Consider the following 25,307-nt stretch of genomic DNA (forward strand, 5'->3'; position numbering starts at 1 on the left):
CTGAACTAATTTCATTTAGTTCAGCTTATATTTGTGTTTAAAGATATATTCTGAAAATATTTAATAAAAATATAGTATATGTAAATTTTTCTATCAGTCATTCAACTATGGGGCAGGTTAATTGAAGAGAAGAATAGATCTTTGTGGTAAAATAATGGTAAATAAGCGAGGTGTTCCAGTGACTTTAAACAAAAAAACAAGTATCGCATTTGCAGTAATCGTAATTTTTATTACTGTTATATGGTTATTTTCCGAAAAATCTAGTTCCTATTCAGAACCTCAAGAAGCTATATTTGCCGTTGAAAAAGATTTAGAGTTAATTCCAGGTTATAAAATAAACAGTAATGCTCTTTTCTTTTTCATTAAAGATAAGAATAATCTAGGAGCTATATATGCACGAAAAGGACTTTGGGGATGGAAAGCAGAATTCCTTACTTGGGGGCCTATGGATCATAACAGAAATTATGAAAAATTAAACGGTTATCAAGGACATGGTGAAAATCTAATATTTGGATTAATTAAAGATGGCGATAACCGACTTCTTCAACTTGATGATAAAAATGCTACAATCTAAATTTAGAAATGTTACCTACTGAAGTCGTAGAAGAATATCAATTATAAGGATTGTATATTTGGTACTTTGAAAGTGACAATACTCTTGAAGAAGGAACAATCAAACTAATTAATAAAACCACCGAAGAAGTGCTAGATGAAATTGATTTATAAATAACTTTTGAAAATAGATGTTTATCCGCTCTAGATATACAGAGGGCGTTCATTGTAACTAGCAGGGGCTTGAGTTGCATAAGCAGCTCTTAAAGTGGCAAAAGGATACTGGGTTATACTATAAGGAAGTAAAATAATTTTTCGGAGGTAATGAATGATTAAAGATTCGTGGTTTACTGTGCAACAGATTGATGGGAATACTTACGCAATTAGTGAATATGGACATTGGGAGAAGGTACATTCATTTTTATTATTGGGTAATCAAAAAGCGGTACTAATTGATACTGGTCTTGGAATTGATAATATTAAGAGAATTACTGACCAATTGACTACCTTCCCGATTGAGGTCATCACTACTCATGTCCACGCAGATCATATCGGAAGTCATGGAGAATTTGAAAGGATCTATGTTCATGAGGGAGATAAAGATTGGTTAGTGAATGGAATAAAAGGTTTGTCAATAGAGCAAATTAGAAAAGATATTAGTAGAGATATAACATTACCTACTCCAAATACATTTAATCCAGACACATATCAACCATTTCAAGGGGAACCTACAGATTTGTTAGTTGATGGCGATGTAATTGAGTTGGGTAATAGAAAATTAGTCATCTATCATACTCCTGGACATTCTCCTGGTCATATTTGTGTTTTTGATGAAACAAACGGTTATTTGTTTACAGGGGATTTACTATATGATGAAACCCCTATCTATGCTTTTTATCCTACAACAAACCCTGTTGATTTAGTTAATTCATTGAAAAAAATTGCAGAGATACCAAACGTTTCAATGGTTTACGGTTCACATAATACTTTAGGGCTTGAACCAAAAATTTTAAAAGAAGTAAAAATTGCAGTTCAGTTTTTGAATGAAAATAAACTTACTAAATTCGGTACTGGAATCCATAAATTTAATGGTTTTAGCGTACAGTTTTAACGATAAGCTACAGGTTAATTTAAGTAATAGGCATGTGTAGAACCGTATCGAATGAAGCGACGCAGAAAGATAGGAATTTCCTTATAATAAAGATATATTAAAATCGAAGGTGACTTGAATTATGTTTAGATTATTTTTGGAGTTAATACGAATAACTGGAATTTTATTAATTCTAGGTGCTATGATGGGGACTTTGGTGAAATTAATCTATGCGAGATTAGGGATAAATGTAGATGATACCATTGGTGGTTGGTTAGTTGGTATTTCAATTCTTATTTTAATTTTTGTGTTATACAGAAATAAATTTCAATTTTCCGGATTTTATAAAGGACCAGGAAAAGTAAAGCTTCCAAAAAAAGTTAGTAATTCTCTAATTTTATGTTCGATTCTAATGATAATTATAGCTCCGTTCTTCAACTAACGCACCCAGTTAGTTGAACAACGAAGCTGAACTAATAGCAAAATTAGTTCAGCTTAAAAATTATTATGTGCCCATTGTATATAGAATACTAAGTGTATTGATTTTAATAAAATTTAAAGTTCCCTTTGTCTTTTTTATAATCTTAGACGAATCTCCAAAAATATAGCTCTTCAGATTCTGTATATAACGTTGCCCCTGCTTTTTGTAATACTTGATGGGAGGCAATATTATCTTTATCCGTATCAGCCATCACATACTTAACGTTAGATTGACGTAGTAACCAATCTTTCATCATCCTAACAGTTTCCGTCATGTAACCCATCCCCTGATATTGTGGAAATGTATAATATCCGATTACGACTTCACCCTGTTCATTCGGTAGACCTTTTAACATAATGCCACCAACGATACAGTTTTCTTCTTTCGATACGATTATCCAATTCGTGTACCAAATATATTTTTCCTTATTTTCTAATACTTTCGATAATCTAAACTTCAAAGCTTGTCTAAGTTCTTCATCAAGAAAAACTTCTTTACTACTAACTGACAACTCTATTTCCAATGACTTTTCATCATTGATTAGTAAGTCTAAATATTTTGCATTTAATGGGATTAATCTTAATCTATTAGTGCTTAATTCAATCATTTTTTTCTCTCCTATCATAGATTGTAACTAAACTATTATTAAGAGATATATGTATTGGCAACGTCTACCTTTTTTATTTAAAGATGATTAATCTTATCACTAAAGGAATATAATGTAAATAATTTCATCTCCACAACTAATTGTTCCGATAAAACATAAAAACAGTGAATCCGCATTTGGATTCACTGTTTCTCTTTAGAATTTTGAGCCTTTGTCGCCGTATTCGTTTAGTAGTTCTTCAAACGATTTGTTTTTTTCACGTTGTTTGCGCTCAAAGGCTAGTTTTGCTTGGCGCTCTTCTTCTGCGGCCTGCTCTTTCGCTGTTAAATCTTGCTTGGCAGCTTTTAATTTGGCAAGCACGTCACCGCCTAGCTGATCAGCTAATGTAACTGCCTCCTGCTTTGGTAGACTAGCTGTTACGCTACTCTCCACACGTTGTTGTTTTCGTTTCTTTCCCATTGCAATTCACCTTCTTATTCACTTCAAGGGCGCTTGACTACAGTTGCTACACCTTGTCCCCCACCGATACATAGTGTTGCGAGACCTGTTTTTGCATCACGCTTTTCCATCTCATGTAAAAGCGTTACTAAAATACGTGCTCCACTTGCCCCAATTGGGTGGCCAAGGGCAATTGCGCCCCCGTTCACATTTAGTTTATCATGATTAAAGCCTAGTTCGCGATCTACAGCAATAGATTGAGCTGCAAAAGCTTCATTTGCTTCAATTAAATCTATATTATCTAACGTCACATCAGCTTTTGCCAATGCTCTCTTTACGGCCGTTACAGGGCCAGTTCCCATAATAGCTGGGTCAACGCCAGCGCTCGCATTCGCTGTAATTAGTGCGATTGGTCGAATGCCTAGCTCTTCTGCTTTTTCTTTCGACATGACAACGACAGCCGCTGCACCATCGTTAATGCCAGATGCATTTGCTGCTGTTACGGAGCCATCCTTTTTAAAGGCAGGACGTAGTTTAGATAGAGACTCAGCTGTAACGCCTTGACGCGGGAATTCATCTTTATCAAAAATAATCGGATCGCCCTTGCGCTGAGGAATTTCCACCGCTACAATTTCATCGCTAAACTTCCCTGCTGCTATTGCCGCTTCTGCACGCTGTTGTGAACGTGCTGCAAAGGCATCTTGCTCCTCTCGAGAAATCTCATAGGCATCACATAAATTCTCAGCTGTAACGCCCATATGATAGTCATTGAAAGCACACCATAATCCGTCATGAATCATTGTATCGACTACTTTTTGATCCCCCATGCGGAAGCCTTCTCGTGCATTTCTTAATACATATGGTGCTTGGCTCATATTTTCAAATCCACCTGCAACGACAATATCCGCATCACCTGCTAAAATAGCTTGTGTCGCTAAGTGAACCGCTTTTAATCCAGAGCCACAAACTTTATTAATCGTTAATGCAGATACTCCATGTGGTAAGCCTGCTGCAATCGCGGCTTGACGAGCTGGATTTTGCCCAAGTCCAGCCGATAAGACATTCCCCATAATGACCTCGTCAACTTGCTCACCTGCTACACCAGCACGTGCTAATGCATCTTTAATAACAATACTCCCTAATTTTGTCGCTGGTACGTCCTTTAATGTTCCCTGGAATGAACCAATTGCTGTTCGTACAGCACTTACTATTACTACCTCTTTCGTCATAAACATTCTCCCCTTTTCCCCGTTCAAAAATGAACACTGCATGCATATGCTACTAGCAGATATATCTATTTTAACAAATATTTTGACGATTTTCGATAATAGAAATGATCGCAGTTTTGCCAAAGATAATGTAAAATGTTGACGTGTTTTAAACAATCTCAGTTGGGAACATTACAATTAAGAAGAGTGCATACATACGAATGATGTCGCTTGTATGCCAAGACAACAAAAGAAACAGGACGTGGAGGTGTTAATAATGAAAAAGAAAATGCTTTTATTTTCAGGTATAACGACGACGATTGCCGCAGCAGCAACTGGTCTGTTCGGCTTCGCGCTTTCCAATAAATTAATGTACATTAAGCAAAAGGATCCTGAATTTGTTCGTGAACGTGAAACCACTGCTAAACGTTTTGATGAAGCTTGGTACAATAAAAATTTAAAATGTGAATTAAATATTGACTCTCCAAATGGCTATACGATTCGCGGCATTATGTTTCAGCCATTGGAAACAAATAATACCATCATTATTTGCCATGGCGTAACAGAAAATAAAATCAACTCCGTCAAATATGCTCGACTTTTTGAACGACTTGGCTACAATTCCGTGATTTTCGACCATCGTAGACATGGGGAGACAGGTGGGAAAACGACTAGCTACGGCTATTATGAAAAAAATGACCTTGACGCAGTAGTCAATACTATAAAGGCAATGATTGGTGAAGACGCCATTCTTGGAATTCACGGTGAATCGATGGGTGCCGCAACAATGCTACTATATGCAGGAACTGTAGAGGATGGTGCAGATTTCTATATTTCTGATTGTGCGTTTTCTGATTTTTCAATGCTGCTGAAACAAATTGCGAAGACAGAATTTAAGTACGGCTCCATTATTCCAATTCGTTTTGCAGATTTTTTTGTCCGCTTACGAGACGGTTATTCCTTTAAAAGTGTGACACCTTCTGAGGCTGTAACAAATATTGAAAAGCCTGTGCTCTTTATCCATAGTATACCTGACACATTTATCCCAGCTTCCATGTCACTGGATTTATACAATAAAAAAACTGGTCCTAAGAAACTGAAGCTATTTGATAAAGGTGCTCATGCACAGTCCTTTAATGAAAATATGGCTGAATATGAGGATTTAATCCATGACTTTTTAGAAAATTTCATCTATCAAAAAATTAATCGTGATTCTTCTTCGTCTAATGTCATTCCATTTCATTTTTAGTACAAATGAAAAACTATTGTGTCAACATTAAATAATATATAGCTCTTCTGCAAAACGAGGGGTTGATTTCCGTTCCGACTGAGCGCTTTCCTGGGGGCGTCCGATGAGCCGCTTCACTCGCTTTGCTCGCTCCAGGGTCTCATCTGTGACGCTAATCCCCAAGGAGTCGCCCAGTCTCCACTCCAATCAACCAATTCACATAGCATGTGCCTTCTCGCGTGTCACTCCAATTTATAGTTAGCAATCGAAGCGACATCATAAGTAGAGAACAGTGAAAGGAGTAGCCTGGTATGAAAATCACCCCCTTCACTTAGCATGTTATTATAATTTATAGTGGATAAAACGAACTTCAACAATGTATCTGTGTGAAAGCAAAGCGGCACGACTCTACAGACACCTTGAAAAACCTTGCAATAGCTGAACCGCAATTCCAATTGTTAGATAGTGTCTAATAATTAGGGTGTAGCTCAGCACGCAAGGTTTTTTAAATTTTTTTATTCAGCAAAAACAATATGCCACTCATCACGTTTGGCTAAAAATTCTTTGGCTAACGCTTGTGCACCTTCTAGACTATGGCTAGCTGCCCAACCGCATTGCACTTCATTGCAGGCAGGGACTGCAGTGGCCTTTGTTACATCCGTAAATGTTTTTTCTAAAATACTTAATAAGTCTTCATAATCATTGTGATTGATTAGCGATACATAGAAACCTGTTTGGCAACCCATTGGACTGAAATCAACAATATGGTCGGAGTAATTGCGGATAATGTCTGCCGATAAATGCTCTAGTGAATGTAATGCAGGCATTTCCATATGCTCTTTATTTGGCTGTTTAAATCGAATATCGTATTTGTACACTTCATCGCCATTTTTTCCTGTTTTAACACCTGCTAAACGTACATATGGCGCTTTTACTTTCGTATGATCTAAATCAAAGCTTTCAACATTTGTTTGTTCTTTCTGCAATACAAACAACTCCTTTATATAGAATATTTCCATTATAACGAGTTTTCCGATAGATTTATACGGTTTTTACGAATTATTCAAATAATTTATAAAAATCAGTATTACCCGGGTGCATCTGTCGCTTCGCTTTCGCACAAAAAACAATTGCTAAAGAAGGTAAAAAAGCAACTAGCCCTGGCTTGGACTAGTTGCTCTTTAAAAACTCCAATTATTTTTGGAATTTATTCATTTGTGACATCATTTGGCGTACTTGCTTTTCAGACGGCGTACGACCCATTTGCGCCATCATCATACGAATCATTTGTTCGTTAATTGGTGGGTTTTCTTTTAAATATTTCATCATAGCTTGGCGAGCTAAATAGAAACCAAGTGCTGCGCCCGCTGCTAATGCGATAATTACGATAATAATCCAGCCCCATGTAGGCATACAACCAACCTCCTCCACTACAATATATACCGAGAAAAAAACTCTCCACGCTCCATTATACACCAAATATTAGCGTGTTACTATATATTGTAGTGAAATTTCCTAATGCATTGTATACTTCATTGGCTTTAACCACCCACACTCATTATCTTGTTTATTAAATGCAATAAAGCGCTCACTCATCTTCGCAAGCATTTGGAATAGATCCAAATCAAGCATTCGTGAACCCTCACAATAAACACAAATTTTGCGTTCCACTAAATAAATAGCCATTTTTCCTTTAATAGGATGTTCTAAAAATAAAGCATTACGAGCTCTTTCTAAATGTGCATACTTGGAATCTAGTTGCGCCTCCAACATCGTAGCAATCTCATCGAATCGTACGGTTTCACATATATATGCAAGCTCTTTTAAGGATTTCTCGTTAGCGTCTTCACAGCCTTGCATCATTTCTAATAACTTACGCTCTCTGCCGAAAATAAACGTTAAATGCTCTTCTTTTATTTTATATATGGAATAGGTTCTCACTAGAAATCCTCCTTCGCTCATTTCTTTTTCATAAGTATAGCTCATCCAAACTTTTTAATTTGTCAAACGAGGGAGGCATTCATCTTCTATTTTTGTCGAAAACTTTCTACTTTCCGTTCTATTAAATACATTATGGCTAATTACATTTTTGCTTTTTCTTTAGTGCTTAGAATACTCTCAGCCTCAAGACCTAGAGTAAAATCAATTTCCAGTCCGTTTTAGCAAAGCTCGCTAATAGGTAATATAAAGGTATCAACGAAAGGAGCTAAAACATATGAGAAAATTTTTTCTACTAATCGGAGGCTTTATCGCAGGATGTGTTGCACTTGCTTTAACTGGACCGCTTGCAGGTCTACTATTTTCAGGATTGTTTGTAGCACTCGGTATGCACTTCTACGCAGCAAGTAAATCGTCATTCGGCAAAATCTTATGGTTTACAGTAGGCCTGATAGGTGTGCTATCAGCAATATCTAATATCCCTGCAATGGTTGGTTTAGCAGCAATCGCTGTCATCTATGTTATCTATAAAAAATGGAATGGCGAAGATGTAAAAATCCCAACGATTGAAGCTAAAGAAGAAGATCCATTTACAAACTTTGAAAAAGAATGGTCTAACTTAACAAAATAAAAGGAGCGAATTTACATGAACTTATTTCAACGTTTTAAATATACAATAGAGGCAGATTTACATCAGTTATTTGATAAGAAGGAACAAAAAAACCCAATTGCGATGTTAAACCAATACATTCGTGAAGCAGAAAAACAAACAGAGCAAACTGGAAAATTATTAGAGCGTCAAGGTCAACTTAAAGAAAAACTAGAGCAAGAATTTAAGCAAAACGCAGAGTTACTAGCTAAACGTGAGGCTCAATTAAAATTAGCTACTACTAGCGGTGAGCAAGATTTAATTGATTTTGCTTCTGATGAAGTTGCAGCATACACAGCACGTAACAATACATTACAAGCTAGTATCGAAGCAAGTACACGTGAATACTTCGAACTTGAACGCAAATTTGAAACGATGAAGCACAAAATTAAAGACATGAAAGTACGTCAATTACAGCTTATGGGCAAAGAAAACGTCACACGCGCTCACCATCAAATGGACGGAATGATTGCTAAAAACAACAAAACCAACTTTGAAGATTTAGAATCCTATATCGATAAGCTTGCTTACCAAATCGACAAAGATCATGAAGTAACATCTTTCGAGTCTCGTCTTGCGCAGCTAGAAAAAAATGTCGCAGAAGATAACGCACCACTGCTAATTGAAAATAAATAACAATAACTGCTAATTGAAAAAAATAACATGTTATAATAAAAGAAATAAGGGATGCCTCAATTTTGAAGCATCCCATTTCTTTGAAGAAAAAACTTTAGAAGGTGACCAAAAAGAGATAGAGAAAATAAAAAAGTGTAAACTGAAAGTGGTTTAGTCCTATGCTTAAAATATGTCTTTTTGCAATTTTCATTCTTATATTACTTATATTGGCGGATGTCACGAAATCGGAAAGGAGTTCTTTGTGCAAGTACAAAGCCGATGCCGGACGCAATTATGCCAAGGCATAATTGATTAAAAAAATTAACGAATAATACACTGACCCTTTCTCAATTTACAGAAGATGCTAATATAATAGTTGATTATATTAGAAAGCATTATCAACAGGAAAAAATATTTGTCATTGGTCAGTCCTTCGGTACAGTAATTGGAACTCAGCTTGTATCTAATTATCCTGAGAAGTTCTATGCCTATTTAGGAATTTCTCAATTAACCAATACTAGTAAAGGCCAAGAACTTGTATACAGTTGGTTACAGAGTGAAGCTATAGCTAATGAAGATAAAAAAACACTCCGAATTTTAGAAGATATAGGAAAAGGTCCTTATTTAGCAAAAGATGAGGATCGATTTAGCGATCTTATCAATGAATATAAAGGTATGAATTATTTTGATGATACGATCAAGAAAGTCAAACTCTTTGAATTGATAAAAAGGGCTTTTACTTCCCCTAATTACTCTTTACAGGATCTGTATAAAGCATTTATTTCAGGGCCACAATTTAGCCTTATAAAAAGCCAAGAGCTAAAAAAAGAAATCATTCTTACTAATTTTTTTGATTCTGTAAAAAGTATAGATATACCCGTTTATTTTATACATGGTAAGTATGATAAACAGACGAATTATGAATTAGCAAAGCAAGATTATGAGCTATTAGATGCACCAAATGGTAAGGAGTTTATCACTTTAGAGCACTCTGCCCACTATCCAAATACTCTGGATTCAGCATTGATGAATGATACAATCAAAAAAATGCTTGAAGATAATTAACAACACTTTTAAAAATATTTATTTTAAGAGAAGTTCGTCTTCTCTCATCAATTTGTAGAAAGAAGGGTGACCCTCTTGCAAAATTTCACAACTAATAAGCTCACATTTGGGGTACTATGCTTCTTTTTACTCGTTTTTGTGGAGCTCACAATTTTTAATAACGGTGGCGCCTTCTGTCTATTGATTGGGGTAGGACTTCTTTATTTAAGCTTCTCGAAAAAAAATCGATTCTTTAAATGGACAGGGATTTTCTTTATCTCAATTGCACTCTTTACGATGTGGAGTTTACGCTTATTTATCGTCATCATTCTCTTATATATGCTCTATCAATACTTGCAAAGAGAAAATGAAGCTAAAGTTGTTGGTTTGGAGCTTTTCGAAAAGCTCCCTGCTACGAAAAACGAATTATTCGGTATATTACCGGCACCAGTGGAAGCCTTTAAATGGCAAGATGTTCAAATTCAGCGGCTTGCAGGCGACATTACGATTGACACAACACAAACAATTTTACCTACCGGCACGAGTATCATTACGATTCGACAAGGAATTGGTAAGGTACAAATTTATATCCCCTATGAAATTCCATTCCGCTTACACTACACGACATTGTTTGGTGAAATAAAATGCCTACATGTTGGACCACAACGCTTACTGAATGAGAGTGTAAGTTTTTCAGATGGAAACCCTGAGGATGCAAAACGTACACTTGTCATACACGTTGCAACATGGCTTGGGGACTTGGAGGTGCTACGTAAATGATTGCCTTTATCTCAAGAATTTTCACATTACTTTTTATGTTGATGAGTGCTACATTCGGTCTCCTTGTCGCTGTTTGGGGCGAGCCAAACGAGAAAACATGGGAACCATTATGGCAGCAGAATTATAATAATATTCCACTCGGTGGTTTTATTGTTGTCACTCTTTTTGCAATTAGTTTACTGATTGCAAGTTGGATCAGTATGACTGCTCGTGCAAGAGAGGCTCAGGCAACCCGCATCGTGAAACAGTTAGTTGAACCTGATTTTGTATTACCTAAAAAACAGCCTTTACCAAAACCTTTGAAAAAAGCTTTAGTTCAAACAATTGAGCTAATTGATACTCAACGAAAAAGCTTACAGCGTTTATCCAATGAACGTGCAGAAGCTAACGATAAAATTATTCAAGAGCGTATCATTGCTGAACGTCAACGTCTTGCTCGTGAGCTCCATGATTCTGTATCTCAGCAATTATTCGCCGCTTCGATGTTACTGTCCGCATTAACCGAAACCGATGAAAATGCTACCAGCTTAAAGCAGGTTGAAAAAATCGTGCAACAGGCACAGCTTGAAATGCGCGCCTTATTATTACATTTACGCCCAGTAGCTCTGCATAATAAAACACTTGCACAAGGTCTTGAGGAGCTCATTATTGAGCTGCAGCAAAAAGTATTCTTTCATATTGAATATGAGCTTGAGGAGATGTCATTATCCAAAGCGGAGGAGGATCATTTATTCCGTATTGCACAGGAGGCGTTATCAAATACGCTACGCCATGCCAAAGCGAGCGAAGTTGAATTATTGCTCGTTGCCCGCGATGATTTAGCCATTTTACGTATTCAGGACAATGGCCTCGGCTTTGATGTTGAAGCCGATAAATCTACTTCTTACGGACTGCAAAACATTGCCGAACGCGCTGTAGAAATAGGTTGTATGTACAAAATTGTATCCGTACCTGGTGAAGGTACAATTGTAGAGGTTAAAATTCCACTACAAAAGGAGGTTGAAGTGAATGATTCAAGTGTTAATAGTGGATGACCACGAGATGGTGCGTATCGGTGTTTCTGCCTATTTGTCAGCACAAGCAGATATCACTGTTGTAGGTGAAGCTGAAAATGGTAAAGAGGCAGTGGAACGTGCTCTCGCCTTACGTCCAGACATTATTTTAATGGACAATGTGATGCCAGTCATGACAGGAGCTGAGGCGACAGCTGAAATTTTAGCAGCTTGGCCCGAAGCAAAAATTATGATGGTTACAAGTTTTTTAGATGATGATAAAGTCTATCCTGCATTAGAGGCTGGTGCAGTCAGTTATATTTTAAAAACGTCCAATGCTAAGCAAATCGCCGATGCCATTCGTAAAACAATGGGCGGCGAAACTGTTTTAGAGCCAGAAGTAACATCAAAAATGATGCATCGCATGCGCCACGGCAATAATACCCCACTGTATGAGCAGCTTACTGAGCGTGAAATGGAAGTATTATTGCTAATGGCTAAAGGCAAAGCCAATCAGGAAATTGCCGACGATTTATACATTGCATTAAAAACCGTAAAAACACATGTCAGCAATATTTTAGCGAAGCTCGATGTTCAAGATCGAACACAAGCAGTTGTCTACGCTTTTCAAAACGGGCTTGCGAAGTAGTTTTTCTTGGGTCGTTTGATTTATCAGTGATTTTGCTGGGTTATCCGTGCTTCTACCTGAGGTATCAGCGATTTTCGCGCTTTTATCAGCGATTCTACCTGGGCTATCAGCGATTTTCGCGCTTTTATCAGCGATTCTACCTGGGCTATCAGCGATTTTCGCGCTTTTATCAGCGATTCTACCTGGGCTATCAGCGATTTTCGCGCTTTTATCAGCGATTCTACCTGTTTTCCAAAAATACGAAACTGCATTTCTATCCATGCAATTTCGTATTTTTTAACCTAATCTATTAAAAAATTCTTGCAGCTCGTTTACACTGCTCACTATGTATGTTGCTTGTACATCTGTTAATTCTTCGAGTGAGCCGTAGCCATAGGTAACACCGATAGAATCAATTTGATTTTCATGTGCCCCAACAATATCATATTTACGATCTCCAATCATAATTAATTGATCATTATTCATTTCATTAAAATGTTCACGTACATATGCGATAACTTCTCCTTTAGCTGACCGTGTACCATCTAAATTACTACCTGCGACAAAGTCAAAAAAATGTTCAAGGTTGAAATATTGTAAAATTTGTTCTGCAAATACAGTTGGCTTCGATGTAGCTATCGCTAACTGATATCCATCCTTCTGTAAACATTCTAATAATGAGGATATATTTTGAGCAATTTATTCTCATACATGCCGCTTTGGATGAAACGTTCACGGTAATAGGCAATCGCTTGATGTATTTGAACATCATCCAATCCATATATTTCTCGGAATGATACTTGTAATGGTGGCCCAATAAACCTTTCAAGTTGATCTAGGTCTTCTTCAACTATACCAATTTTTTTTAAAGCATATTGAACAGATTTCGTTATCCCTACTTTAGGATCAGATATTGTACCGTCTAAATCAAATAACACTACGCTATATTTTTTCATTACTTGCACTCCTTTTATTGTTATTCCTTTATAGATTTGATTGATATACTATAGAACCAAAATCATGAATATCTTTAATGTAATCAAACCCTTCAGGTGAACCAAAGCTATTAAATCCACGAACCGCCACAATATTTTCTTTAGGAATTACCAATAGAACAACACTGGTGAAACCAAGTAATTGAAAGCTTCCTTGTGGTAATATTGGGCTTAACTCTGTAATCCCCTCTCTTTCTTGAGGCTGAACAAACCAGAAAAAGCCATTAGTTGGCAAGTTCTTTGGTTTATTATTCGGGGATTGGATTGTCGTTAATAACTGTATGATTTCTTCAGGTATAATTTGTTCTCCGTGTATTTTCCCTTTATCAAGATGCACTTGTCCCCACTTAGCTAGCTCACTTAATGTGCTATACATATTCATTTTGCTACCATCACATACATCGCTTTCATACCAAAATGGACTATCATTATGTATTACTTCTATATGCTGTTCGTTTTTTTCACTGAACCAATTTGTTTCAGTAATAGTCAATGTCTGAAATACTTGCTCGTCCACAATTTCTGCAATAGTTTTTCCAGTAGCTTCAAAAATGACTTTAGCAAGTAGTTCTACATTGATATCTCGGTATGCCCAGTTATAGCCTGCTTTGAATTCCTTCATTATTTTTTCATTTTGGCAACGTAAACCGTGAGTATGTGTGAGTAGATGTCTAATCGATACATCGGCAAAAACTTTTTCATTTCCTAAATAATCACTTAGTTTATCATCTATTGAAGCAATATAGTTATGATAAATCGCATATGCTACAGCAAATCCTACATATGTTTTTCGAACAGAAGCAAGATGAAAAAGAGTATGTGGTCCCACCCTCTTTGCGTCTTTTTGTTGTCCCTGCACACCAAAATATTCTTCTAGTACGGTTTGACCATGCTTATTAATAATAACTCCGCCACCTGTACAATCTAATTGTGAAAAAGTTTTCTTTACTTGTGTAAGTATAGTTTGTGGATTCATGTAATTCCCCCTCAACAATTCTAGTTAGACGCCTACGCTTATCATTGTATACCAATTGGAAATTAATACTAGATGAGTTTCTTAATTCAAGAAACCTTTTATTACCAAAACCGTTATTATTTTTAAGGAGGGATTGTGTGGATACTCGATTTACTTATAAGCATTTCGTAAATGAAAATACGTTTTCACTTCTTGATCCGATTTTTGAAGCTACCCTACTTTTTGCTGTTTTACTACTCATTATAGTGATTGTAAAAAAAGTATCTATTTGGTTTTGTCTACTTTTTGCAAGTCTCTCAGTCATTGTCACAGGTCAGCTTCTTTGGTTTAGTGGCATAATAGCTGATGAGCTTAACATTGGCGGAAGTACCAAGGGCTTTTACTGTTTTGTCGTTATGCTGCTAATTCATTGTGCAGCTATTTGGATTTCTTTAGTGAAGTCCTCTAAACATAAAAAAATACCGCAGTACTCAGAGGAGATTTAACCTACTGAGTATTGCGGTATTTTATTAATTATAGCGCTTTTACCTTCGCTACAACATTTTCTACTGTGAATCCGTATTTTTCCATTACTAATTCACCTGGTGCAGAAGCGCCGAACTTGTCAATTGCAAGAACATCCCCTTCAAAACCAGTGTATTTATGCCAGCCGAATGATGAGCCCATTTCGATTGCAAGACGTTTTGTTACAGCTTTTGGAAGAACAGATTCTTTGTAAGCTGCATCTTGTTTTTCGAAGCGATCCATAGATGGCATTGAAACAACTGCCACATCTATACCATCAGCTTTTAATGCTTTTTGTGCTTCGACTGCAAGTGAAACCTCAGAGCCTGTTGCAATTAAAATGGCATCTGCCACTTCTTTTGTAGCAGGAGATACTGTATAAGCACCTTTAGTAACACCTTCACGTACTGTATCAATAGATGCGTCAAGAACAGGTAAGTTTTGACGAGATAATACTAAAACAGTTGGTGTTTTTTCAGACGCTACTGCTAGCTCCCATGCAACTGCTGATTCATTTGCATCAGCTGGGCGAACAACAGATAAATTCGGCATTGCGCGTAAAGATGCAAGGTGTTCGATTGGTTCATGTGTTGGACCATCTTCCCCTACAGCAATTGAGTCATGTGTAAATACATAAGTAACAGGAAGACCCATTAATGCAGAAAGACGTACAGCTGGACGAACATAATCAGAGAATACGAAGAATGTACCACCGAATACGTTAAGACCACCGTGAAGTGCCATACCGTTCATAGCAGCACCCATTGCAAACTCACGTACACCAAACCAAATATTACGGCCAGCGTAGTCGTCTGCAGAGAAATCTCCAGCGTCTTTCATCGTTGTTTTATTTGAGCCAGCAAGGTCAGCTGAACCACCGAAGAATGATGGTGTTTTCTTTGCAATTGCATTGATTGCATCTCCAGAAGAAGAACGAGTAGCTACTGATTTACCTACTTCATAAACTGGTAATTCTGAAGCGAAATCCTCTGGTAATTGACCATTCATTGCATTTTCAAATTGTGCTGCCAATTCTGGGAACGCTTGCTTATATGCTTCAAACTTAGCATTCCAAGCTTCTTCAGGCTGTGCCCCTTGAACATTAGCTGCTGCTGCAAATGTATCATATACTTCAGCAGGAATTTGGAATGGCTCGTGTGCCCATTCATAAGATGCTTTTGTTAAAACAACCTCATCTTGACCAAGTGGTGCACCGTGAGAAGCAGCTTTACCTGATTTGTTTGGTGAACCAAAACCGATAACAGTTTTCACTTCGATAATTGTTGGCTTGCCAGTTGATTTTTTCGCTTCTTCGATAGCTGCGTTAATTGCTGCAACATCTGTACCATCTGCAACTTTTAAATAATTCCAGCCATAAGATTCGAAGCGTTTTTGAACATTTTCTGAGAATGATTTTTCTAAATCACCGTCTAAAGAAATATCGTTTGAATCGTATAAAACGATTAACTTTTCAAGTTTTAAGTGACCTGCTAAGGAGATAGCTTCAGCTGCTACACCTTCCATTAAATCGCCATCGCCACAAAGTGCAAATGTATAGTGATCAACGATGTCATGTCCTGGTTTATTGTAAGTAGCTGCTAAATGGCGTTCAGCCATTGCCATACCAACTGTCATAGCAATACCTTGACCTAGAGGGCCTGTTGTTGCCTCTACCCCAACAGTATGACCATATTCAGGATGTCCTGGAGTTAATGAATCCCATTGACGGAAGTTTTGAATCTCTTCCATTGGTAAGCCGTAGCCACCTAGATGAAGTAGGCTATATAAAAGCATAGAGCCATGACCTGCAGAAAGTACAAAACGGTCGCGGTTAAACCATTTGGGATTAGCCGGATTATGGTGAAGTTGTTTTGTCCAAAGCGTATAAGCCATTGGCGCTGCCCCCATCGGTAAACCTGGGTGACCTGAATTTGCTTTTTCAATTGCATCGATTGACAAAGTTCGGATAGCATTAATCGCTAGTTGATCCGCATGTTGAGTCATTATTTTGTGACATCCTTTCTCGTCCTATATATTGTTCTTATACAGTTTAGTCAACATTGCTTCAGAAAACAATGGTTTTGTTATACTATTTGCCTTTTATAACATACTTTATCTTTATTCAGTAGAAAAATACCCCTCATTATGAAGTACTATTTATTTGAATATAATATTTTCACGGCAATGGGGCTAACTGAATAAAAATAATGTCTCCGGCGATTGTCATAGATTTCGAAAGAAAATAATTGCTTAAGCCCAATTCAAAATCCGGACGCAATTACGCCGGGGCGTAATTGCTCTAAATATGTCACACTAATTGAGAAATTTATTTTTTTTCGCTTGTTTAACTTTTTCCGGCGTTACATCATTTCCTTCTGCATCTACCACTTTTACATTTTCAATTGTATCACGCATCGTTGCTCTAAATGTATCTAGATATTCTTTACGAAGCGCTGATCGTTCCTTAGCTTCTGCCTCTGTTAATGTACCACTTTTAGCCTTAGCAGAAAGTTCATTGATTCGGTTAATTTTTTCTTTTGATAACATAGTTACACACCTTTCAATACATATCTTAATGAATATGGTATGCAAAGTATAGCATGAATTCCCTTAAAATGCAGTTATACCAACCTTTCTAGCATCACTTTATTCTTTAAGGTAGTGCAATCTAAGTTTGCGCTTTTAACTGATAATTTTCCGGGTGCTTTAAACAGTCTACTATTTGAATACGTTCATCAATGGTTATTTTTCTCCTTTCGTCATACTTGGCTCATTCCTTTACCTGATTCTTTTAATTCACTATGACTAGAATACTTTTGAATTCATTTTCGTAAAACACGTATATCAGAAATGGAGTAGTTTCGAACAACCTCTTGTAAAGAATATTCTTCTGATAGATAAGCTTTAACTGTAGTCTTTCAGATACTTCTTCGATTCTTCTCCTTCCATTTCAAGACGATCTTGGCAACTTTCTAAAGTAGTGGGTGATATTTTTTAGAATCTTTAATTTCAACTCGGATGCTTACTTCGGACCATAAAAAAAATACTCCCCCTAGATAACAGATTTTTACTTTTAATCTGTCTACCTAATAAGGAGCATATAAATACCCAGTTCGATAAGAAATTCTGTTTATAGGTGTTAAGGGTAATACTTGCAAAGCTTATCATAGGGGAAATTAGAAACAATTCTTATCAAATTAATCCTTCTAACAACATTACAAAATGGAACAATAATGGTAGCATTGTTTTCAATTATGTTGAGATTAGGTGTATAAACTCTTTCACTTTAAATTGACTGGTTGTTGTTGTGTAACGCAATGAATCATACCACCATCTTTATAAAGCTCTCTTACATCAATACCGATTACTTTTCGATTAGGGTATAGTTTTTGGATTATATCGTTTGCTATTTTGTCATTAGGGTCATTATAATTCGGAACTAACACAACTGTATTTCCAATATAATAATTTACATATGAACCTTTATACGACAAATTCTTTCCATTATCTAAAATTATATTATTTTTACTGATTGGTAAATACACATACTGATATGGGTTATCGGAAGAATTCTTTGCATGCATTAATGTTTTAATATCCTTATTGGAGAGACCCCATTCTTCTAAATCATCTTTTTTCATTGTAATGATTGTAGATTTATCATGGAATTTTGCAAAACCATCAATATGAAAATCTGTAATATCTAGATTGGGTACACCATCTAACCAAATAAAGTTAGTAGCGCCAAGATTTTCTCTCACATACTCCTCAATTTCTGATTCTGATAGTTTAGGGTTTCGATTTTTATTAATAACAGCGCTACGTGTTGATAAAAAAGTACCATTACCATCCAGTTCAAATGCTCCTCCTTCGAGTACCACACTGTTTAGATTTATTCGTTCTATACCTAACTTCTTACTAAGAACACTTGGTATTCATGCATCTTTTTTATAGGGTGTTTTCTTACCCCATCCATTAAATCCCCAGTCCATGAGTTTCAAATTGTTATCTTTATCGTATACAAAAATTGGTGCTGTATCTCTTGCCCATACATCGTCAGTAGGAACAATATAAAAATCGATTTTGTCCATATTTAGACCCTCATCATACAGAAGGTCATAAATATAATTCTTTTCATATTCATCATATGCGATAATATGGACATTTTCCCCTTCGCTAAGGGCAGCCGTCATCTCAATCCAAATTGATTCAATCTTTTCTACGTAGCCTTTACCATATGTAAAGGAATGCGGCCATTGTAACCACGTACCTTCATGTTTGTTGCTTTCATCTGGCATTGTATACTTACCTACGTATTGTTTTTTTACGTATTCGCTGCCCTCTACTTTACTTGGATTACACCCTCCCATAATGAACCCAGCCGTTAATACAGCCCCTGTGCAAAATACAATAAATTTTTTCATAACCAAGATCTCCTTAAGCTTTTAGTTTTCTCTTGGAAGTAGAATAAGGTTTGACATAGTGTGAAAGTCAAGCAATTATTGCATTAGCTTTTTGAAGACGGGAAAGCTAATTTGCGTGACATACTCCTCTTCATGACAGTCACATTCTGAACCTTTCAAGTAGGTTTCATATGGTGGACCATCCATGCTGTAGCCGTTGCTTTCTGCCCACTCTTCAAGTGCCATGTGTGCATATCCGATATAGTCATAACTTCCAATATGCAAAGTAGTAGCAACAATATTTTGGGGAAGTTTTTTTATTTGCCATTTTCTTGACATTGATATTTCTTCGTCATTTCTACGAATGATTGGAATTATTAATTCAATATCACATTGTTCAGGGGTAAACTCTTCATCAAAAAAAATGGTTGAGGGAACACCAAGTAACTGAATATTACTTTCTTTCGCCTTATCGTAAAGGGAATCAATATACCTGTCCATGTCATCAATATTTATCTGTAATCTTTGACTTACGACACTGATCTCGTTTCTTATTCCAAGCGATATATCATATGATCTTTTTACTCCTTGTAATAAATCCTCTTTCTTTTCAATCAACCCTTGCATCTCCGCAATAATCTGTCTATTTTGACTCATTTCGTTTGATATTTCATCTATTTTCGTGTGTATCATGCCGATAAACATTGTACTGTCTGATGATTGGAGGATCATTCTAATTTCAGTTAGAGAAAATCTATATTCTTTTAGTTTCTTGATTCGTAATGCCGTTTCTAATTGACTCTGGTCATAATATCTGTAACCGTTTGTTGTATCTACAAGTACTGGTTTCAAAAGTTCTTCCTTATCGTAGTGTCGTAACATGCGAGCACTCATTTTGCAAAGCTGTGAAAATCTGCTGATCGTGTACATATTTCTCCCTTATTTATTGTAATTATATTTTTCAGGTAAAATCGGTAGTAAAATGTCTGAAGCTTATAATATCAATAGCTTCTCGTAAAAAGCAAGAAGCTTAAGTAAGAGCGTAATCCTCAAGACATTGAAAGTAATGGTTTATCTAAAACTACAATACACGTACTTCGGCATACACATGCAAGCGGCGATAGCCAGACACGCTGTCATGACTACACCATTTTTTAAAATAAATTTTACATACATACATAATCAATTTATTCTTTATTTACCATCCCATTTTCCAGAAACAGCAGCTAACATTAGCCATGGCTCGATAAACATATTAATTAAAACATGGGCTACGATCGGTGCAAAGGCACTTCTTCCTGCCATAATATAAAGCGTTGCGAGAAGACTTCCTAATATTGTGGTACTTATAATAGCAGGTAATGCAAACTTCCAATCCCCTTTCAAAAGTACCCACACACTGTGAGCAATTCCAAAGAGTAACCCTGAAATTAGTATTTGTGTCACGTCAGAAAATGCAAGAGTTAATAAGTATTCTATAAGTAAATGTCTAAAAACAACTTCTTCTACTATCCCCGTAACAATGGCAGCCCATATTCCAATTACTTTAAGCCAAGAGATAGTAAATAAATGTGCTTTTACAAAAGGGATTGCAAAGAGTGTATAAGCAATGTATCCCGTTATGATAAAAAGCGTAAAAATCCAAATAAATATATTCGAAAATACATCTGTCCTAAAGCCAATTCCATTTTCAATAAAACCTTCAGGATTATTATAAAACCAAAAGATTATACTAGCTGTTAGCATAGTTGCAATACTTACTAATATCCAACCAGTTTTATTTCTTTCACTTGAAGTAGTTAATTCCTTCATAATAGCCATGGCCTCCTTTTACATGAACTCAATATAACGAACGAAATGTACCCCAACAATACGTTTGGAGTAACATGTTGTTATGATTGTGTAAGATGCCTTTTTCAAAGAATGACCTACATTTTCCAAAACGCTGTATATGCTATAATTTTTTGAGAGGTGATAAAGCTGAAAATAGAGGTAAAAATAGATTCAGAGTATGAAAAGCCACATGTAACAATTTGTACAGCAAAACTTACTCCTACGATACAAGCTGCTATTTCTTTATTACAACAAGAGCAAGAAGAACAAATTTTAACAGGGATAGCAAATAATAAAACATATATCGTTGATCCAAACTTAATTATTGTTATTCGAACAGAAGGAAGAGAATTAGCTTTATATGACGAAGATAATAATCGTCTCATTTTGAATAAACCTTTATATGAGTTAGAGCGACAATTAGGGAATGATTTTATACGGATTTCTAAATCTGCAATTATAAATCTAGCAAAAGTTAAAAATATTGAAGCTTCATTTAATGGAACAATGGAAATTGAGCTAGTTTTAGGCATTAAAGAAGTAATTTCTCGTAATTATCGAAAACAATTTAAAAAGCGTTTGGGGGTTTAAGATAGGTGCATTTTTTTAAAAATGTAGCGTTTGGTGTAAGTATGGGCTGTACAGTTTTTGTTTTTATTAATCTTTTTGGTTCTTGGATTTTTGGAGATATTTTTTTAGAAGCTATTACGGCAGACTTTATACAACAATCTCTAGGTTCAATTATTGTGGGACTTGCTTGTGTATTACCATCCTATATTTATCAAGTAGAACGTTTAACGTTTTTACTACAAACAGCTATCCATTTTGCAATTTCTTTAGGTACTTTTATTGTTGTTGCACTATTTTTAAATTGGCTTCCCACATCTTCTATAGGAATAACTATGTTAATGCTATTCTTTAGTGTTTTGCTATTTACTCTAATTTGGCTGTTATTTTATCTATATAACAAATCCGAAGTGAAAAAAATGAATAAAAAGATTGATGAGCTGTTAAATAAATAGAAAATAAAACAAATGTGAAATTTCATGAATTGGGGGAAAAGTGAAATGTTTATCAAAACAAACAGACTATTAATAAGAGAATTTGAGATTCAAGATTGGCAAGCTGTCTATGAATATACTTCGAATCCAAATGTGATGAAATATATTCCCGAAGGCGTTTTTAATGAGGAAGAAGCTAAAAAGTTCGTTTCAGAAAATAGCGGTGAAAAAGCAAAACACTTCCCTATTATTTTAGTAAGCGAAAATATTGTAATTGGTCATATTGTTTTCCATCAATATTTTGGTGGCCATACGTATGAAATTGGCTGGGTATTAAATCCGAACTATTACAATAATGGATATGCCTCTGAAGCAGCAAAAGCTGTACTGGATTACGGATTTAAAGAAAAGAAACTTCATAGAATTATTGCAACATGCCAACCTGAAAACATCCCATCCTATCGAGTGATGGAGAAAATCGGCATGAGACGCGAAGGTTATTTTAAAAAATGCATACCTAATGGAGATGAGTGGTGGGATGAATACTATTATTCTGTCTTAGAAGAGGAATGGATATAAACTACTATACAATTATGTCGATTTCTAAATATTCGTTTTAAAATAGAGGGAGAAATTTATGAAAAAAACTGCTGTATTATTGTATCCCCAGTTTAGTGAATATGAATTGAGTGTAGCATTATCAATATTAATGCAAGGAAATAAACCCGTTATAACTGTTGGATTAAACAGTGAAAAAATTAAAGGGGAATCTGGGTTATCTTGTATAGCCGATACACAAATAAGTGAAGTTAATCTTGACGAAATTGATAGCTTAATATTACCAGGGTGTATGGATATAACTTTATTAATACATGAGCAAGAACTAATTAATTTTATTAGTCATGTGAATGCCAAAAAAGCTCTCATTGCCAGTATCTCTAGCAGTCCAACTCTTTTAGCAAAAGCTGGAGTATTAAAGAACATCAAATATACTGTAGGATTATCTCCGGAGGGTATGGAAAAGCTAGGTTTCTTTGATCTTAGTCATTTCTCTGAAGACCTAGTTGTACAAGATGGCAACATCATAACTGCAAGAGGTAGAGGTTTTATACAATTTGGCATTACTGTGGGTAAAGCCCTGCATCTCTCTTTTGATGAAAATTGGTACCGAGGATAATGAAATAGCGCTAATTAATAATAGATGATATAAGTTTTTTTCAACATTATGAATTTATGAGGAAGAGAGGTAGAAATCACTACTTCTCTTATTTTTTATTTTCGATTGAATCCTATCCGCCGCTATCGACGTTCTATCCATCATTTTGACGATCCTATCCATTACTTCGCCGTTTCTATTCGTCACATTAGGAGCTTAAAACCTTTAAAAAGTAAAAAATCAGCGGGACGATAAAACTCCCACTGATTAAAACGTCACTTTGTTTTGCTCGCTTTCCTCTTGATGTTCCCGATATCTCCTATGGACTGTAGCTTTGCTTACTTCAAAGCCTAGACCTCTAAGAGTCATAGCGATTTCCTCAAAGGTGAAGCCTCGATGACGTAGGTTGACAATTTCGTCTACAGGGACATCCTTACGTTCTTGACCATTTGGATTTCCACGGTTAGATAAATTGTTTTCAGGGCGATAGCCATTTTCAACGGCACGACGCATACCACGACGTATTTTAGCATTATGGATTCTGCGCTGGTACTCCTCAACGATTGCTAAAATTTCTAGAAGCATCGTATCCATTTCATTTAATTGTAAAGGTCCCTCGTCTCGCATAGAAAAAACATCAGTTTCAGTTTTCTGCAATAAATGCAATACTGCCATTCGAGCATTTCCACGCCCTAAGCGTGTTTCATCCTGCACAAATAATGCATTTATTTCTTTTTCTTTAATGAAATCGAGCATTTCTAGTAAACCTTCACGTTCCACATCATAGCCACTATGCTTGTCCTTAAAAACACGCTTGACTTCATAGCCCTGCTCTTTAGCATAGCGCATCAACTCCTCTTGCTGACGCTCTAACGAGGAACTTTGTGTCTCTTTTTCTGTACTCACACGGCAATAGACAACAGCCGATTGTTGATTCATTTTCATTTTTCGTTTCTCGCAATTTCAATTGAATTTATAGGATAGGATTGGTCACCCACTACTGGAATCACTAGGGATTTACCTGCAATAATTTGTACGTTCGATAATTCATTTTCTGTTTTCACAAGCTTAATCCATTCATCCGTTTTCATTTTACCACGGTATTGATCGGCTAACGACCATAAGCTATCACCATGAGCGATTTCAATTTCTGTGTACGTTACATCGCCTGGGTCTGTTATAAAAAGGTATGCTGCAAAAAGTAGACAAGCTCCTAATAAAATTGTAATATGTGGATTTTTCTTTAACCAGTTCATGTTTAAAACCCCTTTTCTAGAATGTTTGTTCGGAATATATGTTCTCATATTAATACGAACAAACGTTTTTGTCAAACACTTTTCGAACCTATGTTTGCTTAAGTGTTCGCATTCTGTTATACTATTAATAAGTAAAATGATTAAAAAAAGAGGTGAGCAATTATGAAAAAAGTTTCGAAAAGACAAGAGGCCATATTAGAATTCATTAAAGAAGAAGTACGAACAAAAGGGTATCCACCGTCTGTACGTGAGATTGGTGAGGCAGTTGGACTTGCTTCAAGCTCAACAGTTCATGGGCATTTAGCTCGTTTAGAGCAAAAGGGCTTAATTCGACGCGATCCAACTAAACCACGCGCTATTGAAATTCTAGAGCCAGAGGATTCTATTCAAAAGCAACAAGTTATACATGTCCCACTAGTTGGGAAGGTTACTGCGGGTTCTCCAATAACTGCTATTGAAAATATCGATGAGTATTTCCCACTACCAGATATTTATGGTACGAGTGAAGATCAATTATTTATGCTAGAAATTATGGGTGAATCAATGATTGAAGCTGGCATTTTAGACGGAGATTTAGTGATTGTTAAACAAAGATCAACTGCTGATAATGGTGATATTGTCGTAGCAATGACTGAAGAGGATGAAGCAACTGTAAAGCGTTTCTTCAAGGAAAAAAATCATTTTCGTTTACAGCCTGAAAACCCAACAATGGAGCCAATTATTGTAGAGCAAGTTTCTATTTTGGGACAAGTTGTAGGTCTTTATCGTCGTGTACATTAAAAGTATCTCAATATTAAAGTATATAAAGAGGATATTATGTTCACATATGAGCATATACCTCTTTTTCTTATGTTTTGAGTGTTATTTTATACACTAAAAAAGAACCCACTTTAAAATGGATTCCTTACACCTAACAATGTATTCAAATTCACC

The 25,307-nt window shown here is 35.9% G+C and carries 31 protein-coding genes and 2 pseudogenes; 18 read left to right on the plus strand and 15 right to left on the minus strand.

Annotated elements, in window-relative coordinates:
* Positions 1 to 121 precede the first annotated feature (121 nt).
* The 3 genes from ACYQ73_RS02080 (at position 122) to ACYQ73_RS02090 (ending at position 2,084) form a co-directional block, all read left to right on the plus strand.
* Positions 122 to 574, plus strand: a complete 453-nt coding sequence (locus tag ACYQ73_RS02080; protein ID WP_460010931.1) for a hypothetical protein — start codon at positions 122 to 124, stop codon at positions 572 to 574.
* A gap of 306 nt (positions 575 to 880) precedes the next feature.
* Complete coding sequence (locus ACYQ73_RS02085) at positions 881 to 1,663, plus strand: MBL fold metallo-hydrolase (protein ID WP_460010932.1); 783 nt, start codon at positions 881 to 883, stop codon at positions 1,661 to 1,663.
* Between the two features lie 121 nt (positions 1,664 to 1,784).
* Positions 1,785 to 2,084 carry a hypothetical protein gene (locus tag ACYQ73_RS02090; RefSeq protein ID WP_460010933.1) on the plus strand — a complete coding sequence of 100 codons (300 nt, stop codon included), beginning with the start codon at positions 1,785 to 1,787 and terminating at the stop codon, positions 2,082 to 2,084.
* A 142-nt stretch (positions 2,085 to 2,226) separates the two neighbouring features.
* Here the strand turns inward: ACYQ73_RS02090 and ACYQ73_RS02095 are convergent, their stop codons facing one another.
* The 3 genes from ACYQ73_RS02095 to ACYQ73_RS02105 form a co-directional block, all read right to left on the minus strand.
* Positions 2,227 to 2,730, minus strand: a complete 504-nt coding sequence (locus tag ACYQ73_RS02095) for a GNAT family N-acetyltransferase (RefSeq protein WP_460010934.1) — start codon at positions 2,728 to 2,730, stop codon at positions 2,227 to 2,229.
* Between the two features lie 195 nt (positions 2,731 to 2,925).
* The gene (locus ACYQ73_RS02100) at positions 2,926 to 3,189 is read right to left on the minus strand and encodes a YqkE family protein (RefSeq protein WP_460010935.1); all 264 of its coding nucleotides are present in this window, start codon (positions 3,187 to 3,189) and stop codon (positions 2,926 to 2,928) included.
* A gap of 23 nt (positions 3,190 to 3,212) precedes the next feature.
* A complete protein-coding gene (locus ACYQ73_RS02105) occupies positions 3,213 to 4,397 on the minus strand; it encodes an acetyl-CoA C-acetyltransferase (protein WP_460010936.1) in 1,185 nt (394 codons plus the stop codon).
* Between the two features lie 256 nt (positions 4,398 to 4,653).
* Here ACYQ73_RS02105 and ACYQ73_RS02110 point away from each other — a divergent pair, with 256 nt between their 5' ends.
* Both ACYQ73_RS02110 and ACYQ73_RS02115 read left to right on the plus strand, forming a co-directional pair.
* Positions 4,654 to 5,625, plus strand: coding sequence for an alpha/beta hydrolase (locus ACYQ73_RS02110; RefSeq protein ID WP_460010937.1), 972 nt, complete (start codon positions 4,654 to 4,656; stop codon positions 5,623 to 5,625).
* Positions 5,626 to 5,728: 103 nt separating this feature from the next.
* Positions 5,729 to 5,866 carry a hypothetical protein gene (locus ACYQ73_RS02115; RefSeq protein ID WP_460010938.1) on the plus strand — a complete coding sequence of 46 codons (138 nt, stop codon included), beginning with the start codon at positions 5,729 to 5,731 and terminating at the stop codon, positions 5,864 to 5,866.
* Positions 5,867 to 6,119: 253 nt separating this feature from the next.
* Here ACYQ73_RS02115 and ACYQ73_RS02120 read toward each other — a convergent pair whose 3' ends face one another.
* The 3 genes from ACYQ73_RS02120 to sirA all read right to left on the minus strand — a co-directional run bounded on the left by ACYQ73_RS02120 (position 6,120) and on the right by sirA (position 7,545).
* A complete protein-coding gene (locus ACYQ73_RS02120) occupies positions 6,120 to 6,623 on the minus strand; it encodes an S-ribosylhomocysteine lyase (protein ID WP_460010939.1) in 504 nt (167 codons plus the stop codon).
* 175 nt (positions 6,624 to 6,798) lie between these two features.
* Positions 6,799 to 7,017, minus strand: a complete 219-nt coding sequence (locus ACYQ73_RS02125; protein WP_132363185.1) for a YneF family protein — start codon at positions 7,015 to 7,017, stop codon at positions 6,799 to 6,801.
* 102 nt (positions 7,018 to 7,119) lie between these two features.
* A complete protein-coding gene (gene sirA / locus ACYQ73_RS02130; RefSeq protein ID WP_053483154.1) occupies positions 7,120 to 7,545 on the minus strand; it encodes a sporulation inhibitor of replication protein SirA in 426 nt (141 codons plus the stop codon).
* Between the two features lie 274 nt (positions 7,546 to 7,819).
* Here sirA and ACYQ73_RS02135 point away from each other — a divergent pair, with 274 nt between their 5' ends.
* The 7 genes from ACYQ73_RS02135 to ACYQ73_RS02165 all read left to right on the plus strand — a co-directional run bounded on the left by ACYQ73_RS02135 (position 7,820) and on the right by ACYQ73_RS02165 (position 12,551).
* Entirely contained in the window at positions 7,820 to 8,173 is a 354-nt protein-coding gene (locus ACYQ73_RS02135) for a lmo0954 family membrane protein (protein WP_460010940.1), read from the plus strand.
* 15 nt (positions 8,174 to 8,188) lie between these two features.
* Entirely contained in the window at positions 8,189 to 8,827 is a 639-nt protein-coding gene (locus ACYQ73_RS02140) for a PspA/IM30 family protein (RefSeq protein WP_248718309.1), read from the plus strand.
* Positions 8,828 to 9,142: 315 nt separating this feature from the next.
* Positions 9,143 to 9,871, plus strand: a complete 729-nt coding sequence (locus ACYQ73_RS02145; RefSeq protein WP_460011505.1) for an alpha/beta fold hydrolase — start codon at positions 9,143 to 9,145, stop codon at positions 9,869 to 9,871.
* Positions 9,872 to 9,937: 66 nt separating this feature from the next.
* Positions 9,938 to 10,630, plus strand: a complete 693-nt coding sequence (gene liaF, locus ACYQ73_RS02150; protein ID WP_460010941.1) for a cell wall-active antibiotics response protein LiaF — start codon at positions 9,938 to 9,940, stop codon at positions 10,628 to 10,630.
* Positions 10,627 to 11,664, plus strand: a complete 1,038-nt coding sequence (locus tag ACYQ73_RS02155; RefSeq protein WP_460010942.1) for a sensor histidine kinase — start codon at positions 10,627 to 10,629, stop codon at positions 11,662 to 11,664. Before liaF ends, ACYQ73_RS02155 begins: the two co-directional genes overlap by 4 nt.
* Complete coding sequence (locus tag ACYQ73_RS02160; RefSeq protein WP_460010943.1) at positions 11,639 to 12,271, plus strand: response regulator transcription factor; 633 nt, start codon at positions 11,639 to 11,641, stop codon at positions 12,269 to 12,271. Before ACYQ73_RS02155 ends, ACYQ73_RS02160 begins: the two co-directional genes overlap by 26 nt.
* Before the next feature lie 46 nt (positions 12,272 to 12,317).
* A complete protein-coding gene (locus ACYQ73_RS02165; protein ID WP_460010944.1) occupies positions 12,318 to 12,551 on the plus strand; it encodes a hypothetical protein in 234 nt (77 codons plus the stop codon).
* Here ACYQ73_RS02165 and ACYQ73_RS02170 read toward each other — a convergent pair.
* Both ACYQ73_RS02170 and ACYQ73_RS02175 read right to left on the minus strand, forming a co-directional pair.
* Positions 12,548 to 13,206: pseudogene (locus ACYQ73_RS02170) on the minus strand (HAD family hydrolase). The gene ACYQ73_RS02165 and the pseudogene ACYQ73_RS02170 overlap by 4 nt on opposite strands.
* A gap of 28 nt (positions 13,207 to 13,234) precedes the next feature.
* Positions 13,235 to 14,221: a serine hydrolase domain-containing protein gene (locus ACYQ73_RS02175; RefSeq protein ID WP_460010945.1), complete on the minus strand. Its 987-nt coding sequence runs from the start codon at positions 14,219 to 14,221 to the stop codon at positions 13,235 to 13,237.
* A 137-nt stretch (positions 14,222 to 14,358) separates the two neighbouring features.
* Between ACYQ73_RS02175 and ACYQ73_RS02180 the strand changes: the two genes are divergently transcribed.
* On the plus strand, positions 14,359 to 14,706 hold the full coding sequence (locus tag ACYQ73_RS02180) for a hypothetical protein (protein ID WP_460010946.1): 348 nt from the start codon (positions 14,359 to 14,361) through the stop codon (positions 14,704 to 14,706).
* A gap of 28 nt (positions 14,707 to 14,734) precedes the next feature.
* On the opposite strand, the gene tkt is transcribed toward ACYQ73_RS02180, so the two are convergent.
* The 5 genes and pseudogenes from tkt to ACYQ73_RS02205 all read right to left on the minus strand — a co-directional run bounded on the left by tkt (position 14,735) and on the right by ACYQ73_RS02205 (position 20,940).
* Complete coding sequence (gene tkt, locus ACYQ73_RS02185) at positions 14,735 to 16,729, minus strand: transketolase (protein WP_460010947.1); 1,995 nt, start codon at positions 16,727 to 16,729, stop codon at positions 14,735 to 14,737.
* A 309-nt stretch (positions 16,730 to 17,038) separates the two neighbouring features.
* Positions 17,039 to 17,272 (minus strand): DUF896 domain-containing protein, encoded by a 234-nt coding sequence (locus tag ACYQ73_RS02190; protein ID WP_370046141.1) that lies wholly within the window; start codon positions 17,270 to 17,272, stop codon positions 17,039 to 17,041.
* 734 nt (positions 17,273 to 18,006) lie between these two features.
* Positions 18,007 to 19,149 (minus strand): annotated as a pseudogene (locus tag ACYQ73_RS02195) (agmatine deiminase family protein).
* A gap of 75 nt (positions 19,150 to 19,224) precedes the next feature.
* A complete protein-coding gene (locus ACYQ73_RS02200) occupies positions 19,225 to 20,058 on the minus strand; it encodes a MerR family transcriptional regulator (RefSeq protein ID WP_460010948.1) in 834 nt (277 codons plus the stop codon).
* A gap of 264 nt (positions 20,059 to 20,322) precedes the next feature.
* Positions 20,323 to 20,940: a CPBP family intramembrane glutamic endopeptidase gene (locus ACYQ73_RS02205; protein WP_460010949.1), complete on the minus strand. Its 618-nt coding sequence runs from the start codon at positions 20,938 to 20,940 to the stop codon at positions 20,323 to 20,325.
* 159 nt (positions 20,941 to 21,099) lie between these two features.
* On the opposite strand from ACYQ73_RS02205, the gene ACYQ73_RS02210 reads away from it, so the two are divergent.
* The 4 genes from ACYQ73_RS02210 to ACYQ73_RS02225 are packed head-to-tail and all read left to right on the plus strand — an operon-like array spanning position 21,100 to position 23,139.
* Positions 21,100 to 21,552 (plus strand): LytTR family DNA-binding domain-containing protein, encoded by a 453-nt coding sequence (locus ACYQ73_RS02210; RefSeq protein WP_460010950.1) that lies wholly within the window; start codon positions 21,100 to 21,102, stop codon positions 21,550 to 21,552.
* A 5-nt stretch (positions 21,553 to 21,557) separates the two neighbouring features.
* Positions 21,558 to 21,983, plus strand: a complete 426-nt coding sequence (locus tag ACYQ73_RS02215; RefSeq protein WP_460010951.1) for a DUF3021 domain-containing protein — start codon at positions 21,558 to 21,560, stop codon at positions 21,981 to 21,983.
* A 45-nt stretch (positions 21,984 to 22,028) separates the two neighbouring features.
* Entirely contained in the window at positions 22,029 to 22,541 is a 513-nt protein-coding gene (locus ACYQ73_RS02220; protein WP_460010952.1) for a GNAT family N-acetyltransferase, read from the plus strand.
* 58 nt (positions 22,542 to 22,599) lie between these two features.
* Positions 22,600 to 23,139 (plus strand): DJ-1/PfpI family protein, encoded by a 540-nt coding sequence (locus tag ACYQ73_RS02225; protein ID WP_460010953.1) that lies wholly within the window; start codon positions 22,600 to 22,602, stop codon positions 23,137 to 23,139.
* Positions 23,140 to 23,385: 246 nt separating this feature from the next.
* On the opposite strand, the gene ACYQ73_RS02230 is transcribed toward ACYQ73_RS02225, so the two are convergent.
* Complete coding sequence (locus ACYQ73_RS02230) at positions 23,386 to 24,063, minus strand: YneB family resolvase-like protein (RefSeq protein WP_460010954.1); 678 nt, start codon at positions 24,061 to 24,063, stop codon at positions 23,386 to 23,388.
* Positions 24,060 to 24,374, minus strand: coding sequence for a cell division suppressor protein YneA (gene yneA / locus ACYQ73_RS02235; protein WP_460010955.1), 315 nt, complete (start codon positions 24,372 to 24,374; stop codon positions 24,060 to 24,062). Before yneA ends, ACYQ73_RS02230 begins: the two co-directional genes overlap by 4 nt.
* 162 nt (positions 24,375 to 24,536) lie before the next feature.
* On the opposite strand from yneA, the gene lexA reads away from it, so the two are divergent.
* Entirely contained in the window at positions 24,537 to 25,154 is a 618-nt protein-coding gene (gene lexA / locus ACYQ73_RS02240; RefSeq protein ID WP_460010956.1) for a transcriptional repressor LexA, read from the plus strand.
* Positions 25,155 to 25,307: the final 153 nt, after the last annotated feature.

Source organism: Lysinibacillus sp. CTST325 (genome assembly GCF_054665055.1).

Excerpts from the sequence above, each read along its gene's own strand:
- ACYQ73_RS02085 (WP_460010932.1), top strand. The coding sequence starts at position 881 with ATGATTAAAGATTCGTGGTTTACTGTGCAACAGATTGATGGGAATACT.
- ACYQ73_RS02090 (WP_460010933.1), top strand. The coding sequence starts at position 1,785 with ATGTTTAGATTATTTTTGGAGTTAATACGAATAACTGGAATTTTATTA.
- ACYQ73_RS02095 (WP_460010934.1), bottom strand. The coding sequence starts at position 2,730 with ATGATTGAATTAAGCACTAATAGATTAAGATTAATCCCATTAAATGCA.
- ACYQ73_RS02100 (WP_460010935.1), bottom strand. The coding sequence starts at position 3,189 with ATGGGAAAGAAACGAAAACAACAACGTGTGGAGAGTAGCGTAACAGCT.
- ACYQ73_RS02105 (WP_460010936.1), bottom strand. The coding sequence starts at position 4,397 with ATGACGAAAGAGGTAGTAATAGTAAGTGCTGTACGAACAGCAATTGGT.
- ACYQ73_RS02110 (WP_460010937.1), top strand. The coding sequence starts at position 4,654 with ATGAAAAAGAAAATGCTTTTATTTTCAGGTATAACGACGACGATTGCC.
- ACYQ73_RS02115 (WP_460010938.1), top strand. The coding sequence starts at position 5,729 with ATGAGCCGCTTCACTCGCTTTGCTCGCTCCAGGGTCTCATCTGTGACG.
- ACYQ73_RS02120 (WP_460010939.1), bottom strand. The coding sequence starts at position 6,623 with ATGGAAATATTCTATATAAAGGAGTTGTTTGTATTGCAGAAAGAACAA.
- ACYQ73_RS02125 (WP_132363185.1), bottom strand. The coding sequence starts at position 7,017 with ATGCCTACATGGGGCTGGATTATTATCGTAATTATCGCATTAGCAGCG.
- ACYQ73_RS02135 (WP_460010940.1), top strand. The coding sequence starts at position 7,820 with ATGAGAAAATTTTTTCTACTAATCGGAGGCTTTATCGCAGGATGTGTT.
- ACYQ73_RS02140 (WP_248718309.1), top strand. The coding sequence starts at position 8,189 with ATGAACTTATTTCAACGTTTTAAATATACAATAGAGGCAGATTTACAT.
- ACYQ73_RS02155 (WP_460010942.1), top strand. The coding sequence starts at position 10,627 with ATGATTGCCTTTATCTCAAGAATTTTCACATTACTTTTTATGTTGATG.
- ACYQ73_RS02160 (WP_460010943.1), top strand. The coding sequence starts at position 11,639 with ATGATTCAAGTGTTAATAGTGGATGACCACGAGATGGTGCGTATCGGT.
- ACYQ73_RS02175 (WP_460010945.1), bottom strand. The coding sequence starts at position 14,221 with ATGAATCCACAAACTATACTTACACAAGTAAAGAAAACTTTTTCACAA.
- tkt (WP_460010947.1), bottom strand. The coding sequence starts at position 16,729 with ATGACTCAACATGCGGATCAACTAGCGATTAATGCTATCCGAACTTTG.
- ACYQ73_RS02190 (WP_370046141.1), bottom strand. The coding sequence starts at position 17,272 with ATGTTATCAAAAGAAAAAATTAACCGAATCAATGAACTTTCTGCTAAG.
- ACYQ73_RS02200 (WP_460010948.1), bottom strand. The coding sequence starts at position 20,058 with ATGTACACGATCAGCAGATTTTCACAGCTTTGCAAAATGAGTGCTCGC.
- ACYQ73_RS02205 (WP_460010949.1), bottom strand. The coding sequence starts at position 20,940 with ATGAAGGAATTAACTACTTCAAGTGAAAGAAATAAAACTGGTTGGATA.
- ACYQ73_RS02220 (WP_460010952.1), top strand. The coding sequence starts at position 22,029 with ATGTTTATCAAAACAAACAGACTATTAATAAGAGAATTTGAGATTCAA.
- ACYQ73_RS02225 (WP_460010953.1), top strand. The coding sequence starts at position 22,600 with ATGAAAAAAACTGCTGTATTATTGTATCCCCAGTTTAGTGAATATGAA.
- ACYQ73_RS02230 (WP_460010954.1), bottom strand. The coding sequence starts at position 24,063 with ATGAAAATGAATCAACAATCGGCTGTTGTCTATTGCCGTGTGAGTACA.
- yneA (WP_460010955.1), bottom strand. The coding sequence starts at position 24,374 with ATGAACTGGTTAAAGAAAAATCCACATATTACAATTTTATTAGGAGCT.
- lexA (WP_460010956.1), top strand. The coding sequence starts at position 24,537 with ATGAAAAAAGTTTCGAAAAGACAAGAGGCCATATTAGAATTCATTAAA.